The sequence below is a fragment of the Hymenobacter tibetensis genome (genome assembly GCF_022827545.1).
Lineage (GTDB): Bacteria > Bacteroidota > Bacteroidia > Cytophagales > Hymenobacteraceae > Hymenobacter > Hymenobacter tibetensis.
Genome location: NZ_CP094669.1, coordinates 2,733,396 through 2,749,195 on the forward strand (window position 1 = coordinate 2,733,396; position 15,800 = coordinate 2,749,195).

At 58.3% G+C, this 15,800-nt stretch carries 9 protein-coding genes; 1 reads left to right on the forward strand and 8 read right to left on the reverse strand.

The window, feature by feature from the left end:
- Positions 1-17: 17 nt before the first annotated feature.
- The 7 genes from MTX78_RS10925 to MTX78_RS10955 form a co-directional block, all read right to left on the reverse strand.
- Complete coding sequence (locus MTX78_RS10925; RefSeq protein WP_243802568.1) at positions 18-1,259, reverse strand: alginate lyase family protein; 1,242 nt, start codon at positions 1,257-1,259, stop codon at positions 18-20.
- Positions 1,256-3,727 (reverse strand): glycoside hydrolase family 2 TIM barrel-domain containing protein, encoded by a 2,472-nt coding sequence (locus MTX78_RS10930; RefSeq protein ID WP_243802571.1) that lies wholly within the window; start codon positions 3,725-3,727, stop codon positions 1,256-1,258. The genes MTX78_RS10925 and MTX78_RS10930 overlap by 4 nt, the downstream gene beginning before the upstream one ends.
- Before the next feature lie 111 nt (positions 3,728-3,838).
- On the reverse strand, positions 3,839-5,038 hold the full coding sequence (locus tag MTX78_RS10935; RefSeq protein WP_243802573.1) for an alginate lyase family protein: 1,200 nt from the start codon (positions 5,036-5,038) through the stop codon (positions 3,839-3,841).
- On the reverse strand, positions 5,038-6,456 hold the full coding sequence (locus MTX78_RS10940) for a RagB/SusD family nutrient uptake outer membrane protein (protein ID WP_243802575.1): 1,419 nt from the start codon (positions 6,454-6,456) through the stop codon (positions 5,038-5,040). The genes MTX78_RS10935 and MTX78_RS10940 overlap by 1 nt, the downstream gene beginning before the upstream one ends.
- Positions 6,457-6,487: 31 nt before the next feature.
- Positions 6,488-9,553 carry a SusC/RagA family TonB-linked outer membrane protein gene (locus tag MTX78_RS10945; protein WP_243802577.1) on the reverse strand — a complete coding sequence of 1,022 codons (3,066 nt, stop codon included), beginning with the start codon at positions 9,551-9,553 and terminating at the stop codon, positions 6,488-6,490.
- 298 nt (positions 9,554-9,851) lie between these two features.
- On the reverse strand, positions 9,852-12,683 hold the full coding sequence (locus MTX78_RS10950; protein ID WP_243802579.1) for a substrate-binding domain-containing protein: 2,832 nt from the start codon (positions 12,681-12,683) through the stop codon (positions 9,852-9,854).
- Positions 12,684-12,887: 204 nt separating this feature from the next.
- On the reverse strand, positions 12,888-13,604 hold the full coding sequence (locus tag MTX78_RS10955; RefSeq protein WP_243802581.1) for a GAF domain-containing protein: 717 nt from the start codon (positions 13,602-13,604) through the stop codon (positions 12,888-12,890).
- A gap of 308 nt (positions 13,605-13,912) precedes the next feature.
- Here MTX78_RS10955 and MTX78_RS10960 point away from each other — a divergent pair, with 308 nt between their 5' ends.
- On the forward strand, positions 13,913-14,539 hold the full coding sequence (locus MTX78_RS10960; RefSeq protein WP_243802583.1) for a DUF1349 domain-containing protein: 627 nt from the start codon (positions 13,913-13,915) through the stop codon (positions 14,537-14,539).
- 122 nt (positions 14,540-14,661) lie between these two features.
- Here the strand turns inward: MTX78_RS10960 and arsS are convergent, their stop codons facing one another.
- On the reverse strand, positions 14,662-15,708 hold the full coding sequence (gene arsS / locus MTX78_RS10965; protein ID WP_243802865.1) for an arsenosugar biosynthesis radical SAM (seleno)protein ArsS: 1,047 nt from the start codon (positions 15,706-15,708) through the stop codon (positions 14,662-14,664).
- Between the last annotated feature and the right edge of the window lie 92 nt (positions 15,709-15,800).

Sequence of the window (15,800 nt, forward strand, 5' to 3'; positions counted from 1 at the left end):
AGGTAATGGGTAACGATCTACTTGAGCCAAATCAGGGGGTTGCGCACCGGCAGGTTGCGAATCACTTCTTCGACCTCCGGGGCATGGTCGAGGCGCTGCCAGGTGGCCAACCAGGAGTTGTTGCCGAACTGGACTGCTCCAAGCACTAGAAACGGGTGGGCCACCGGCCAATTATGCCAGTACATGACATCCTTAGGGAAGGGCCAAGCCTGCTTATCGGCTACGTAGGGGTAGAGGTATTCAATGCCGCGACGGATACTGCGGCCATCCGGGGTTTGGTAGGTCCAAAGGTTGTCGTGCGGAACGCTTAATATCTGGCATAGCATCACCATGGCATCCAGGTTGAACAGGGAATAGCCGTAGGGCTTGGTGCGCTTGGTCTCCAATGGAAAGGACCCGTTGACTGCCATTTGGGTGGGCAGGAGCACCGTCTTATACCGCTCTCGGCAGAACGTAAGCAATTCTTGGTTGCCTGTGAGGCGAGCGAAAGCGGCCACCTGCATCACCCAACAGGTGCCGTGGTTGTTGGCAGCATGCATTTCGTCTTTGCCGTACGGGTGCGTCGTGAGCCAGGTCAGGTACTGCGCAAACCACCCTTTGATACCCGCTAGGTCCTGGTGATTGAAGGCCTTGGACTGTTGCAGCACCAGCACGCCCTGCGCCACTTCGAGTAGCTGAATGGTATCGATAATGCCAATGCCGCGGCCCGTGAACCGGCCCATAATGGCTTGCGCGTACTGCAAAGACGGATGCATGCGCGTTGCCGGATCGGTGAACCACGCCCGCAGATGTACCAAGGCCTGACGCGCATATTGCTCGTCGTGGGTTAGCTGGTAGGCCGACGCCAGCGCACCCACAATGCGACTAAAGCGGATCATGGCGCGGCGGTGGGCCACGAAGTTTTCCGGATTGGTCTGGCCATCGCGCTGGACGTAAGGGCCCGTGGGGTTGTTGGGGTCCGGCCACCAATAGTCGCCCTCGGAGAAGAAGTCGTGGGGGCCGCCTGCGCTACGGGGGCAACTGCTGCTGGTTACGGTAACCGGAGCTTGCTGGAGGGCCCACGCCGCCTGCGCGAGCACCTGCGCCCGCAACACGGCCACGGCTTGGCGCTGGAGCCGATTAGCTGGCTTGCTGCTCGCATCGGACTCGCGGAAAGCACTTACCAGCACTAGTAGCAGCAAGACAATTCTGGTGGCGGTTGCAGTTAGGCCGGAGCCACTGCCCAGTGGACGCTTACGACTGTTGTAATGGCAACTCATAGCGTCAGTAGAACCGGCTCTAGTCCCGGCGACTGTACGGCCACGGCGGTTTTGCCCGGCTGCGCGTGGAGGCGGATAATAGCGCGGCCATTATAGACCTGCACCTTGCGTGAACCGCTGCTTGTGCCCAAGTCATCGAATAGCTTGCCCGCGCCGGCCAATGAAAACTCCACCCAGTTCACGGCGTCCAGGCACTGCACCCCTTGGGCATCGAGCAGCTTCACTTCTACGGTGGTTTGCCCGTTTGCCTCGGCTACTTTTTGCAGGGTTAGTTTGGCGGGTTTGCCCCAGGGCTGGGTTTGGTAGCCGAAAGTCAGGTTGTCTTCTACCGTTTCCTTGCCCTGCCGGGCCACCACCCGGAGCTGGTTGTTGCCGGTCAGGAAGGGCACGTTCCAGTGCAAACCGGCCGCGGGAAAATTCTGACTGTCGCGCTTTTTCACGCCGTAGCTTTTGCCGTTTACAAACAGCTCGGCTTGCGCGCAGTTGGAATACACTTTCACCATTTTCAACTCACCTTCGGCCCCCCAGCGCACCGGCCAGGAGTGGCCGTAGAGGTGCACCATGGGCGCGGTGGTCCAGTACGACTGGAACACGTAGTACGCTTCTTTGGGCGTGAAATCGCGCTCTACCACACCCTTCTGGTTCATGTAGGGTACGGGGTTGTCGGGGCGTACGGGGGTCGAGAAGTCCTTGAACGGCCAGTAAGCGGTGCCGCTCAGCCAAGGCATGGTTTCCTGCTCTTTCAGGTGCCAATCCACCAGGTTGCAGAGGTAGCTTTCGCTCCAGTCGCCGTCTTTGGAAACGCGGGCGCTGCCCCCAAACAGGGAGGCGTCGCCGGCCCGCTCGTCGGCTTCCTTGCTGGCCGTTATTTCCGCCAGCGCGTTGTCGGGGTTTTCGGAGTGACGGCCAGCGTGGCTGTCGCCGCCCCATTCCACGTGCAGGAAGCGTTTTACGCCCTGAAATTCTTTTTCGGTGGCTTCCTTGTAGTCGGTGTAAATGCCACGGTACCAGCCGGCCCAGATCGAGGGCGAGTACACGTCCACAATGTCCTTGCAAAAGTCGCAGCGGCGGATGGCGGTATAGCGCGAGCGGTCCAGCTGGTGCGACAAGTCGTTGAGCTCGGTCATGAAGGCTCGGATTTTCTGTTTGTCGAACTCGGGAAAGTCACCGGGCCAGTCGTTTTCGTTGCCGAGGCCCCAAATGATGACACTAGGGTGGTTGTAATGCTGTTGCACCATATTGGTAAGCATGCGCTTGGCCTGCGCTTGGTACACGGGCCCACCCAGCCCGCCACGGCACCACGGAATTTCTTCCCACACCAGAATACCCAGCGAGTCGCACAGGTTCAGCACGATGCGCGACTGTTGGTAGTGGCCCAGGCGAATGAAATTGACGCCCATCTGCTTCATCATCACCATTTCCTGCCGGATCATGGGTTCGGTCATGGCGGCGGCTACGCCGGCATGGTCTTCGTGGCGGTGGGTACCGCGCAGGAGCAACCGCTGGCCGTTGAGCTTGAAAGGACCCTTCTCAACGAACTCGGCGTGGCGAAACCCTATTTTCTCTTGCTGGTGATAGGCTTCCGCACCCGTACCAACGGTCACGTCTACGGTGTACAGCTGCGGCTGCGCTGGCGACCACAGCTTCGGGTTCTTCAGGGCAAAGCGGTGTATGTCCTGCTCTTCCGCCGTTACGGGTAGGGTACCCTGGAATTTGCTTATCTGTTTGCCCCGCGGGTCCAGCAACCGAACTACTACAGGAACTGGCGAGCTGCTAGGCGTACTAGTAGGCAGAAAAGAAGCTTTCAGGAGCAGCGAGCCGGTTTTGCCGGCGGCATCCACTTCCGCTTTAGCCGACAGGCGCTCCAGTGACAGGGCTGGCCGGTATTCCAGGTTCAGGTAGCGGTACAGGCCACCGTACACGTTGAAGTCCGACAAGTTGGAGGGTAGCATCTCCAGGTCGCGGGAGTTGTCGCAGCGGATACTAAGCGGAATTTTACCCTTGAACTGCTCTTTGTACGCCTCGGTTTTTTGAAAGTCGGCTACGGCTTTCGTTATGTCCACCGTCCATTCATCATAGCCCCCCACGTGGCTGCCAACTTTGGTGGTGTGGATGTAGACGTCGGTTTTCTGACCTGCACCCTCGAAATGCAGGCGGGTGCGGCCGTTGGCATAGGGGTTCTGAACGGCGAGCTGGGTGCGGTACCAGCCGGGCCCCTGGTAGTAGTTGGCACTGGGAGCCACGGCGTCGCGGGCGTTGAAGCAGTGGGGTAGGGCCACGGGTTGCCAGAACGGCACGCTCTCGGGGTTGCCGGCGCCCACAGGCCGTACGGCTTCCCACACGCCGCCCAAATCCTGTTGCACGTATTCCCACTCGGCGGTTAGGCGGGAGGCGCGTTGCGCCTGGGAAGGAAGGGCCACCGCCATGCATAAGCCGAGCAAGGCCACAAGTAGTTTAGCTTTTTGCACAGTCGTACCTGTCCTGTTCCCCTGGCAGGCAGTGGCGTGTTGGCGCCAAGGTGCCCGCCAGGGGAGGAGTTGAAGTTTTCAGTTTACCGTAGGTGGAGTATTCGGGCGCTGCTACAGAGCCCAGGGTGCTGCCTGGAAATCAGGATACAGCGCCAGTACCTGCGCTGCGTTCAGCGCAGTATATTCTTTGGCTGCCCGCTGGTAGAGTGTCAGGGCCATTTGGTTGGACGTGGGCGTTACGTCGGCGCGTTCCAGCTGCTTTTCCCGCAGCAGATAGGGTTGTAGCCACACCACTGCTTTGCGCAAACTACGGCCGTCAGGGGAGGTGTAGTTCCACAAATCCACGCCCACATGCCGGGCCAAAACAGCCAGCTGCACCCATCCTTGTAGGTTCATGGAGGTGTAGTTCCACGGCCGGGTGCGGGCTAGTTCCAGCGGCTGCCCGCCCTCGGTGTCAAACTGCACGGCAATGCGCGGCAGCGTCTGGGTTTCAAGAATGCGGCGGGCTAGGGCTTGGTTGCCCGTGAACAAGGCGAAATCCACCACTTGCACATCGTAGAACGTGCCGTGGTTGTTGACGTTGTTGCCTTCGGCTTTACCGAGCTTGCTGGTTGTCAGCCATTCGGTGTACGCACTAAACCAGCTTTTCAAGCCGTTTATCAGCGGCTGGTTTACGCTCAGGCTGCCAGCAAGCAAGGCCAGGGCGTCCGGAATTTCCACTAGGTGGCGCGTCTGAATGATGCCGTAGCTGCGGCCCTCCGTTGTTCCGGGGATACCCTGCCCGTAGTTTAAGTTCGGGTTCATGCGGGTGGCCGGGTCGAGGAAAAAGGTGCGCAGTTGCTGGGTGGCTTTAGTGGCGTACTTGACGTCACCGGAAAAGTAGTAGGCCAAGGCCAGCGTCTTCACATCCTTGCACACGCCCGCCAGGTTGGCGTCGTCTTTCATGGCCTTAGCCTCCGGGTTCACCAGGCCATCCTTTTGCAAGTAGGGTTTCCCATTCGGCTTGCTCGGGTCGGGCCAGAAGTACGGTGCCTGCGACATGAAATCGTGTTTGTCGCCGCTGGGAGGCAGCTGCGGTTTGCTGACGATGGTGTACAGCTCGTGCTTGAGTGCGGTTTCGGCCTGCGTAAGCACCGCCTGCACTTGCTGCGTTTCTAGCTTGCCGCCGCGCTTGTAGGCGGCTTTGTAAGCGGCCATGTCGGTGGCATCAAGCAGCAGGAAGGTAGGTGTGGGGGCCGCTTGCACTGCCCCAGCGGCAACCAGCAGTATCCAGAACAGCAAGCCGCCGCGCCATTTTCTAAGAGCACCCATTAAATATGACCGGGGTTTTGCGTCAGGTTCGGGTTCAGCAACAACTCGGGTTGCGGCAGCGGGAACAGGTAGTACTTGTCGTCGACTACCCGCGTGGGGGTGCTGGCTTGCACAGCTTGGCGCAGGCGCTCGAGCCGCACCAGGTCAAACCAGCGGTGCCCTTCCTGGCATAGCTCCCAGGCGCGCTCCTTCACCAGCAAATCCACGAAAGCGTCTTTGGTGGTGGTGCCAGTGAGGGGTGCCAGGCCCGCCCGGGTCCGCACGGCGTTGAGGCCCTGATATTTGGTGGCGTCGGTGGCGTTCAGGTTGTTGAGTGCTTCCGACTGCATAAGCAGTACATCGGCATAGCGCGTAATCAGGTAGTTGACCCGAGAATCGTTGACGATGCGCTTGGGGTCGCGGAACTTGTTGAAGTAGTAGCGTGGTAGCGTGGTGGTGCCGGCTTGGTTGCTGATGTTCCAGGCGCGGCGCGCGTCGTTGGCGGCGTAGGAAGCCACGAAGGCATCTTCCACCGTGAACGTGCCGAGCCCGCTGAGTTGAGAAGGTAAAAATTGCCGTACAATGATGCTGCCCGTGTTCGGGGGTAAGTCAAACTGAATCGAGAAGATGTGCTCAGGGCCGTTTTCCTTGTCTGGGTCGAACACGTCGCCGTAGACCGGCAGCAGGCGGTACGTGTTGGAGGCGATAACGCGGTTGCAAGCGCTAAGAGCACTTTGGTTGTCGGTGCCCTGAGCGGCGCTGCTCGTGGCGCGGGTCAGGTAGACTTTGGCCAGCAGGGCGGTAGCTGCTCCGCTGGATACCCGGCCTTTCTCGCCCGCTGCTATCTGGTTTTCTGGAAAGCAATTCGCTTCAGCAAACTGCAAGTCGGTGATAATCTGCTCGTACACCTGCGACAAGGGCGCGCGGGGCGGCCGAATATCGTCGGAAGGGCCTTTCACAGTGGCGAGCACCAGCGGCACGTCGCCGAAGCAGCGCACCAAGTCGAAGTAGCCCATAGCCCGCAGAAACCGTGCGTTGCCCTCGATGTTGTTGCGGCGCGCCTCGTCCATGTTCACGCTGGGCACCTTCTCGATGACGTCGTTGGCCCGGTTGATCATCCGGTAGGTGTTGGTCCACCAACTGTTGATTTCGGTGTTGGTAGAGGTATAAGTGAAGCGCGAAAGCTGGGCGCGCTCGTCGGTGCTGGAACCCACCCGAATTAGGTCGGCCGGTAGTTCCGTGATTTGCCAGCCGGTGCGACCGAAGTAGGTTTGGGGGAGCAGGGCGTTGAACACGCCGTTGAGGCCCGCCACGGCGTCGCCTTCGCTCTTGTAGAAGTTTTCGGCGGCAATAAAGTCGTAAGGCTTTTCTTCAAGGAACTTCTCGCAGGAAGAGAGGCTTAGCATCGCTAAGCTGAGCAGGATGGTATATTTTTTCATCGGTAGTCAGGTGGGAAAGTGGGTGCGCGAACTAGAAGCCTAGTTTCAGGCCCGCAATGAAGGTGCGCGTACTCGGGAAGGCGTTGTAGTCGGTGTTCAAACTCAGGTTGTCGGACCCAAACGAGTTGACTTCTGGGTCGTAGCCCGAGTAATCAGTCCAGGTCACCAGGTTTTGCGCCGTCACGTACACGCTAGCCGACTTCACAACCTTGCCGAACTTGGGCAGGGTGTAGCCCAGCGTCACGGTTTTAAGGCGTACAAAGCTGCCGTCTTCCAGCACATCGTTCACGATGCCGGTGGAGCGGCGGATAGTGCTGCCCGCCCGCGGAATAGTAGTGTCGGTGTTGGTGGGCGTCCAGCGGTTTACCACCGTTTGCAGCTTGTTGGTGGAGGTTAGGCCCGATTCCAGTTCGTAGCGGTTCAGGTTCAGCACATCGGTGCCCTGCACGCCCTGGATGAACACGCTCAGGTTGAAGTTGCCGTACTTGAAGCCGTTGGTTACCCCGTAGATGAAATCGGGCTGGGCCCGCCCGATGATGGAACGGTCAACAGGCGTGATGGCGCCGTCGCCGTTCAGGTCGCGGTAGCGCGGGTCGCCAGGGCGCACCACGGTTCGGGTGCCACTGTTCCGGATTTCTTCCACCGACTGCCAAAGGCCATCAAACTCGTAGCCGTAGAACGAGCCAATCGGCTCCCCGATGCGCAGAATGCTGGTTTGTCCCAACCCCGACCCCACAAACAGGCTGGAGCTGGAACTGCCCACAAATCGCTCGTATTCGCCGTTCAAATCCAGCACCTCATTGCGGTTGAAGGATATGTTGAGGTTGGTATTCCACGAAAACTTCTCGGAGTCGAAGTTGGTGGTGTTCAAGGCAAACTCGACGCCCTTGTTTTGTACGCTGCCCGCGTTTAAGTAAATATCAGGGTAGCCCGTTGTGCGCGGCGTGGACACACGCAGCAGCAGGTCGGTGGTTTTCTTGTAGTACGCGTCGGCGGTGATAGAAATGCGGTTTTGCAGGAACGCCAGGTCTATGCCCACGTTGCTGGCCGCCGTGGATTCCCAACGCAGGTCGGGGTTGCGAATATTCAGCGGCACTAGCCCTACCAGACGGTTGCTGCCCGAGGCATAGCCGTCAGCCCCATAGCGCGCCAACGATTGGTAGTTGTCTATTTCTTGATTGCCGGTCACGCCGTAGCCGAGGCGTAGCTTCAGGTCACTCAGAAAGCCGAGACCTTTCATAAATGGCTCGTCGATAATTCGGTAAGCAAAGGCTGCCGAAGGGAAATAACCCCACTTGTTATTGCTCCCAAAGCGTGATGAGCCATCGGCCCGCATCGTGAACGTAAACAGATACTTCTCGAATAAGCGGTAGTTAACGCGACCGAAATACGAGGCCAACGAATTGGAGTAACGGCCCGAGTTTGGTGTAAGAATATTGGCGCCAAGGGCTAGATTGTCGGAGCCTAATGTATTAGTAAAGAAGTTGTTGACCGAGGTGCCGAAGTTATTGCCGTAGAACCGCTGAAAGGTCAGACCTGCCACTACATTCAGGGCGTTGTTCTCGTTGAGCTTGCGGTCGTAGGTGAGCGTGTTTTCGTTAAGCCAGCTGTAGCGGTTGGTTTCGCCGCGCGTGGCCGAGCCGTTGGTGAGGCGGCCCAAGAAAATGTCGGAGGGCCGGTACACGTCGGCTTGCGTGGTGCGGTAGTCTAGGCCGCCGGTTACACGCAGGGTCAGGCCCTCTAGCAGCTCGTAGTTGCCGGCTACGTTGAACAGCCCGCGGCCGGTGGTGCGGTTGTCCTTGGTTTTGTTGGCATAGGCCACTGGGTTGCCCACGTCCTCCACGTAGGGTAGCGGGCTGTTGGAGTACACATATTGGCCGAACTCGTCGCGCACCGGCACAATAGGGCTGATGCGCAGCGCATCAAGCAGCACCCCGCCAAAGCTGCCTCCCTGCGAGTTCACCAGCGCCCGTTTCTCGAGAGTGCCCGCAATCTGGCTGGCCAAGCTGAAGCTCAGCTTGCGGCTGATTTTGCGGTCCAGGTTCAGGCGGATGGTACCCCGCTGAAAGCCGGAATTCAGGATGATACCTTGCTGGTCGAAATAGTTGAAGCTGAGGTTGTAGCGGGTTTCGTCGTTGCCGCCATTGAAGCTGAGCTGGTAGTTGCTCATGCGCGCCGGACGCAGAATCTCGTCCTGCCAGTCGGTTCCTTCGCCCAAGGCGTCAATCTGCTCTTGGGTGTACGGCAGTGGTAGTGGGCTGGCGGAGCCCTCGTTGCCCTGGGTTTGCACGTCGTTGAGGTACTCGGCAAACTCGCGCGCGTTCATCAGCTCATACTTGTTGCGCACCACCTGCACTCCCGTATAGGCCTCGAAATTGATGGTGTTGCGCCCCGCTTTACCCTTTTTGGTGGTGATGAGCACCACACCGTTGGCTCCGCGTGAACCATAAATAGCCGTGGCCGAGGCATCCTTGAGAATTTCCACCGACTCGATATCCGAGGGGTTGATGGAGTTCAGGTCGCCCCCGCCGGGGAAGCCATCCACCACAAACAGCGGCTCGTTGCCGGTGTTGATGGAGTTGGTGCCCCGAATCCGAATCGAGACGTTGCCGCCGGGCTCGGAGTTGGTTTGCGTTACCTGCACTCCACTTACGCGGCCCTGCAGAATCTGGTCGACGCGGGCAATGGGGGTTTCGGCTACCTGCTCGGCCGATATAGAGGCCACCGAGCCCGTTACGTCGCGCTTGCGCTGAGTGCCGTAGCCCACCACCACTACATCGTCCAGCTCGGTGGTTTTCTCTTTCAGCTGTACGGGCTCCACCACCGAGTTGCTCCCTACTCGGGCCTCGGTCGGCTCGAACCCGATAAACGAGAAAATCAGCACCGGGTCGTTGCCCGTGGGTACGGGTAGCGTGAACTTGCCGTTGGCGTCGGTGGACGTACCAGTGGTGGTGCCTTTAATAATCACCGACACCCCCGGTAGCGGCGACCGGTCGGTGGCGCTCAATACAGTGCCCGTGACTTGTCGGGTTTGGGCCTGGGCCGAGAGAGATAAAGCTAATGCCGCGGGTAGCAGCAGGTGGGTAAATTTTTGCATGGCACTCAGCGCTTAAGGGAGGGAGTAAGAGTGGTAGTAGCCGCACGCTTGGTGTAGCGCAAGCGCCACAGCAAGCCAGCATGGAAAGAGCGACTTATTGGCTGGTGGAAGCAGCCACAGGGGTGATGGGTGCTACAAATGTGTAGCAAGCCCGCGCCAAACATTTGTTGATTTGTATCAAATGTTGTTCACCTGTTAATATTATATAAGTATATGATTTACAGAGGTATACAAAATGAAAAAACGAGCCCGGTGGGAGCTCGTTTGTGATTTTATTGCGCGTTTTTAAGAAAATCCTTCAGTTAGGAGAGGCCAGTTGCAAAGTCCGGAACTCGGAGGGCGACACTTGGTAGCGCGCTTTGAAGCTGGCCGAGAAGTAGGAGAGGGACGAGAAGCCTGCTTCGTAGGCTACGTCAGTGATAGACAGGGTTTCGTCGAGCAGCAATTCGCGGGCTTTGGTCAGGCGCAGGTGCTGGATGAAGTCGGTAACGCCGGTGCCGAGCACGGCCTTGACCTTGCGGTAGAGCTGCATGCGCGAGATGCCCAAGCTGCGGGCAATGTCTTCTACACTTAAGTTGGAACGAGTGTAGTTGGCTTCCACTATTGCCGTCAGATCAGCCAGGAATTTCTGGTCGGGGCTGATTGCCGCGGGAGGCGTTTCCAGTAGCATCTCCCGCCGAAAATGCTCGCGCTGGTGGGCGCGGTTGGTGAGCAGCGTGCGCACACTCTCGAGCAGGAAGGTGGGGTTGAAGGGCTTGGTCAGGTAGAGGTCGGCCCCGGCCTGCACGCCCTCGACCTGCTGCTCGGGCGCGTTGCGGGCCGTGAGCAGCACCACCGGGATGTGGGAGCTGCGCCAGTCCTGGCGCAGCTGGGCCACGAGCTCGAGGCCGCTGAGGCCGGGCATCATCACGTCGCAGACGATGAGGTCGGGAATCAGGTCGGTGGCCAGGCGCAGGCCGGTGTGGCCGTCGGTGGCGGCGTGCACGCGGAAGTGCGGACGCAGCTTGCGGGCCACAAACTCGTTGACCTCCGCGTTGTCTTCTATCACCAGGACCAGCGTTTCACTGTCCGTAGCGGCAGCCGGCGAGGTTTCTTCGGCTTTGAAGCTGCTGGCAATTGCTTCCGGTTCAACGGGAGCGAAGGCAGTGGTGAGTTGCTCGGTGGAGCGCAGATGTTCGGGTAGCTCGCGGGGTAGCGTTACGGTGAACGTGCTGCCGTGGCCGGGCTGGCTGCTGAACGTTAACTGCCCTTGATGCAGGCGTATCAGGCCCTGGGCCAAAGCCAACCCCATGCCTGAGCCCTTGGTGCCCGCCTCTTGGCCGCCTTGGTAAAACCACTCGAAAATGTGAGCCCGGTCTTGGTCGCTGATGCCGCGCCCGGTGTCGGCTACGCTTACCCGCAACGCCTGGCCCTCGTTGATGGCTTGGAGGCTAATCGTAATCTGGCCTTTGTCGGGAGTGAACTTGAGAGCATTAGACAGCAAATTGAAAAACACTTTGTCTAGCACGTTGCCGTCAAACCAGCCAGTAAGCTCGGGGTCAGCGGCCAGAAACCGGATGCGCACTCCCCGCTGCTGAGCCGGCTTTTCAAACAAGTCCACGATGTCGCGCACAAACTCTACCAGGTTGCCCTTGGTGGCCCGCACCGCCATTTTGCCCACCTCAATTTTGCGGAAGTCGAGTAGCTGATTCACTAGTTGCAGTAGCCGCTGGGTGTTGCGCCGCACCAGGGTCAGGTCTTGGCGCTGCATACTGCTCAGGTCGGGGCTGCTCGTCAGGAGTTCTTCCACCGGACCCATAATCAGGGTGAGCGGCGTGCGTAACTCGTGCGAAAAATTGGTAAAGAAGCGCAGCTTGGCTTCCGTATCCGCCCGCGCCTGCTCGGCTAGCACCTCCAATTGGTTGCGCTGCGAGAGAATTTCCTCGTTCTGCTTCACCAACTGGTGGTTGATCTTAGCGTTTTCGGCATTCTGGACAGCCAACTGCTGATTGATCTGGCGGTTGCGCCGCGCTGAGTACCAGGCAGTAGCACCCAATACCACGGCTCCCAGCAGCGTGGCTATCAGCCCGTACAGGATACTTTGCTGGCTGGCATACGTCGCGCGCAAACTTTGCAGGAGCCGATGTTGCCGCTCGATGTCGCGCTTATCGGTTTGCTGCTGCATGGCCAGCACATTGGCCGAATCAATAAGGAGAGTGCCCAGCGTGTTTTCCCGCTGGTAGGGCTCTTTGTTCAATATCTTCAGCGCCGTGCGGATGGCTTCTTCGCCGCCGGGCGTGTATTGCACCGTAGCCGCCAGCACGCCTTGCTGCACCAAGTCCAGCCCCCGGCCTTTGCCCACCAGCCCATCCACCCCGATAATGCGGACCTGCTTGGTTAAGCCGAGCTCCTGGCATACCTCGTACGCCCCGCGGGCCATGCCGTCGTTGTGCGAAAAAATCAGGGTTACTTCCGGATGAGCCTTCAAGGCGGCTTTCAAGGCGGGCTTGAGGTCGGCTTTCTGCCAGGTACCATTGATCTGGCTCACGACGTGCACTCCGGGAGAGGCCGCCAGCGCCCGAATAAAGCCCTGGTGCCGACCGGAAGCGGCAGAAGAACCCGGCAGCCCCAGAATCTCGATGATGTTGCCCTGCTGATGCAGCAGCCGCGTTGCAAACCGGGCGGCTAGCTGCCCAACTTCTTGGTTGTCGCCCCCCACGTAGGCGGTGTACTTGTCGGAGTTGATACGGCGGTCTAGTAGCAGCACCGGCACGCCGCGCTGAAAAGCTTCTTCCACGGCCGGCGTAAGGGGAGCCGCCTCGTAGGGTGAAACGATAAGCAAATCAATATCGGTGCGCAGCAGCTCTCGAATCTGTTGTTGCTGGCGCTGGCTGTTGTTTTCGGCGTTCAGCATCTGAAGCTGTACTTCCGGGTGAAAGCTCAACTCTCGTTCCATGCCTTCGAGCATGGAGCGTCGCCACGGCCCCGCCACGCTGTACTGCGAGAAGCCGATCCGGTAGGCGGGCCGCTGGACGGTATGGCCGCAGCCTGCCAGTAGCACCCAAACAGGCGCCAGCAAGGGGAGTATTCGAGTTTGGAAAAGCCGCACGCTAATCAAGGAATTACCGCGGTGCAAAAGGTGGGAAGGCAACGTATTCAAAGATAGAAGATTCAAGCGAGCTACCTAGCCCAGCCAGGGGGCTTGCCCGCTTGGTTGAGCACGGGCTTAGTTAAAAGCCTGCTTGAATCTGCTATATCGTGCATACGGTGGCCTCGTGCCCAGTCACGGTGCGAGGCGGCTTCTCCTAGCAGGGACGGCCCTACGCAACAGCTAGCAACACCGATGGAGCTCGAGCTAGGCTAACGCTTGTTTTATCATGTCTTGCAATGCGTCCAGCACCCGGCCAATCTCTTCCCGGGTGGAGAGGCGGTACGCAACGGCAACTTCCGTTTCCGAGTTTTCTTCCCACTGAGCTAATGCGGCCAGGGTTCCCAGCCGGTTCACGGAGGCTTCCACACGGTCGTAGAGCCGGTTCCACATCGAAGCGCCTACTTCGGGCTTATAGGTGGACGTAAGACGCAGGTCCATCAACTGCATTACCAACTCGGCCAGCCGCACCAGCAGTGCCCGGTCTTCGTAATCGAATTGGCGAGGATGATGGTCGAGGACGCAAAGTACGCCCACTGGCTGCCTGTCGGCGGTGAGCAGTGGATGCCCCGCGTAGAATTGTAAATCCAGACGGTCAATTAAGCCCGGTTCGGCCAGCTCACAGGGGTTGATCGGCAGATTTTCGTACACCGTGGTTTCCTCTTGCAAAATAGCTACCGAGCATACGCTTTCCTCCCGACGCTCCCGTTGCGTGCCCGCTGGCAGCCCAACGTTCAAGCCAAAATGTACGGTAGTGTCCTCAACCAGCGCCACAATGGCAATTGGCGTACTGAAGAGAGAAGCGGTTAGGCGCACCACTTCGTCCAATAAGGGGTCAGGCTCGGCAGTTATCAGTTGATAAGGCCGCAAGGCAAGAAGCCGATGGGCTTCGTCGGCGGGGCGGAGCAAATAAGAAGTAGCCATGAAAAGAAAGCTGGAGAAATGATGCTACTCCGTTTTCAGAGAATCAGGAATACGGGAAACGCCATAAAGATACTAAGTTAAATGCTGCTATATAGTGTATCTACATACTTTATTGTTGAGCTACGAAAATAAGATTTCGAGAGAGGTATTTATGGACGTATCTGACCTTGCATATGGCTTTATCATGCCGCTAATAGGTCTGGTTTTGAGCGAGCTTGTGGCCGATACTCTGGATGAACTCAGCGTGTTCCGGGTAGTACCACTTACCTGGGCTTATTATTGCACTTCAATCCCTCTTTCTCACTTACATGAAACGTGTTTTTCTGTTTGCGGCGGCCTCGTTCCTAACCAGTTCCGCCTGGGCCCAAACCTTGTCTACGATGCGCTGGCTGAATCCTCCTAAAAAAGCTACGGTAACGGCCACGAAGCTGCAGGTGCAGGTGGAGGGCGGCACCGATTTCTGGCGCGTCACGCACTACGGCTTCATTCGCGACAACGGCCACTTCTACTTCCATGAGCAGGAAGGCGACTTTCTAGCCAAGGTGAAGGTGGTGGGGCAGTACCGCGAACTATACGACCAAGCAGGACTGATGATCCGTCTCGATGAAAAGAACTGGATCAAGACCGGCATCGAGTACGTGAAGGGTGTGCAGAATGTGAGTGCTGTAGTCACGCGGGAGGTATCCGACTGGTCGGTGGTGCCGCGTCAAGACAGCCCCAAGGCCATGTGGCTGACGCTGCTGCGCAAAGGAGACTACGTGGAAATTCAATATTCCTTCGACAATAAAGAGTTTAAAATGCTGCGGTTGGCCTACTTCCCACCTACACCCGGCCGCAAGGTGCAAGTCGGACTGATGTGTGCGGCTCCCGATGGCAAAGGCTTCCCTGTGGAGTTCGAGGACTTTTCAGTTACCCCGGTCACGACTGCGAAGTAACGGACTCCCTCAACAAGCCAACACCCGGCACAAAGGCGTTTGACGCCCCTGTGTCGGGTGTTGGCTTGTCGGCTGCCAGGTAGAAACTGGTTGGCAGGCAGCGAAGACGATAAGGTGGTAGCTTATGCCACGGTGCCGCCGCAGCTAGAGCCAGCGCCGGCCGTACAGCCATAGCAGTGCTGATTGACAACAATGCCACGTTCACTAAGCGCCTCAGCGTCGAAGTCGCGGATGTGCTGTATTGGGCTGGCCACGGTTAGGTCCAGCATCTGGTTGAAGTCGCAGTCGTACAAGCCCCCGTCCCAACCCACCGAAATGGTGTTGCGGCACATAACACCAGCGGCTGCCACGGGGTTGAAGGCATTAACCAGCTTCTCCATGTAGCCGGCGTAGTTGCCGGATTCAATCAGATAGTCGAGGTAGCGGCTTACGGGAATGTTGGTGATGGCAAACAACTCGTTGAAGACGATGCCATGGTCTTTGAACAACACCCGCTTGAATTGGTCTTGCAAGCCTTTCTGGCCGCCCGGCAAAAAAGCCCCGGCCGGATTGTAGACCAGGTTCAGCACCAAGCCTGAGCCTTCCTGGCCGTAGCCTACGGCATTGAGCATCTTCAAGGCCCGGACCGAATCCTCGAACACGCCATCACCGCGCTGGCGGTCGGTTTTGTCGGCGCTGTAGAACGGCAGCGAACTAACCACTTCCACGCCGTGCAGCTTGAAAAACTCGGGTAGGTCGTAGTACTTCTTATTGGCAACGATGATGGTAAGGTTGCAGCGCACCAGCACCTTGCGGCCCAACTTGGTGATTTCCTCTACAAACCAGCGGAAGTCGGGGTTCATCTCGGGCGCTCCACCCGTTAAGTCCACTGTTGGGATGCTGGTTTGAGCTAACGCGTCCAGGCAATACTGCATGGTTTCGCGGGTCATGATTTCCTTGCGGTCAGGCCCCGCATCGACGTGGCAATGCCGGCACACCTGATTGCACATCTTCCCCACGTTGATTTGCAGAACAGCGGGTGTCACCGGCGTGAGAGGAAACAGGCTGGCACCTTTCAGCTTCTCGTGAAACAGCGGCAAATGCAGCGTATCGGCTACTTCCTTGCGCAGTACGGTAAGTTGGAAAGACGAATCAGCGAGTTGGTGGCCAGTGGCTTTGAGGGATTTTATCATCAGCTAAATAAGAGTCGGAGCAGCCCCTAACAGGCCTGAATACAGAATACGATGGTTGTGCTGCCAGGCAGAGAAATCAGGAAAGCTAC

What these genes read in the sequence shown, in the direction of transcription:
- MTX78_RS10925 (WP_243802568.1), bottom strand. Translation starts at nt 1,259, where the DNA reads ATGAGTTGCCATTACAACAGTCGTAAGCGTCCACTGGGCAGTGGCTCC.
- MTX78_RS10940 (WP_243802575.1), bottom strand. Translation starts at nt 6,456, where the DNA reads ATGAAAAAATATACCATCCTGCTCAGCTTAGCGATGCTAAGCCTCTCT.
- MTX78_RS10955 (WP_243802581.1), bottom strand. Translation starts at nt 13,604, where the DNA reads ATGGCTACTTCTTATTTGCTCCGCCCCGCCGACGAAGCCCATCGGCTT.
- MTX78_RS10960 (WP_243802583.1), top strand. Translation starts at nt 13,913, where the DNA reads ATGAAACGTGTTTTTCTGTTTGCGGCGGCCTCGTTCCTAACCAGTTCC.
- MTX78_RS10945 (WP_243802577.1), bottom strand. Translation starts at nt 9,553, where the DNA reads ATGCAAAAATTTACCCACCTGCTGCTACCCGCGGCATTAGCTTTATCT.
- MTX78_RS10935 (WP_243802573.1), bottom strand. Translation starts at nt 5,038, where the DNA reads ATGGGTGCTCTTAGAAAATGGCGCGGCGGCTTGCTGTTCTGGATACTG.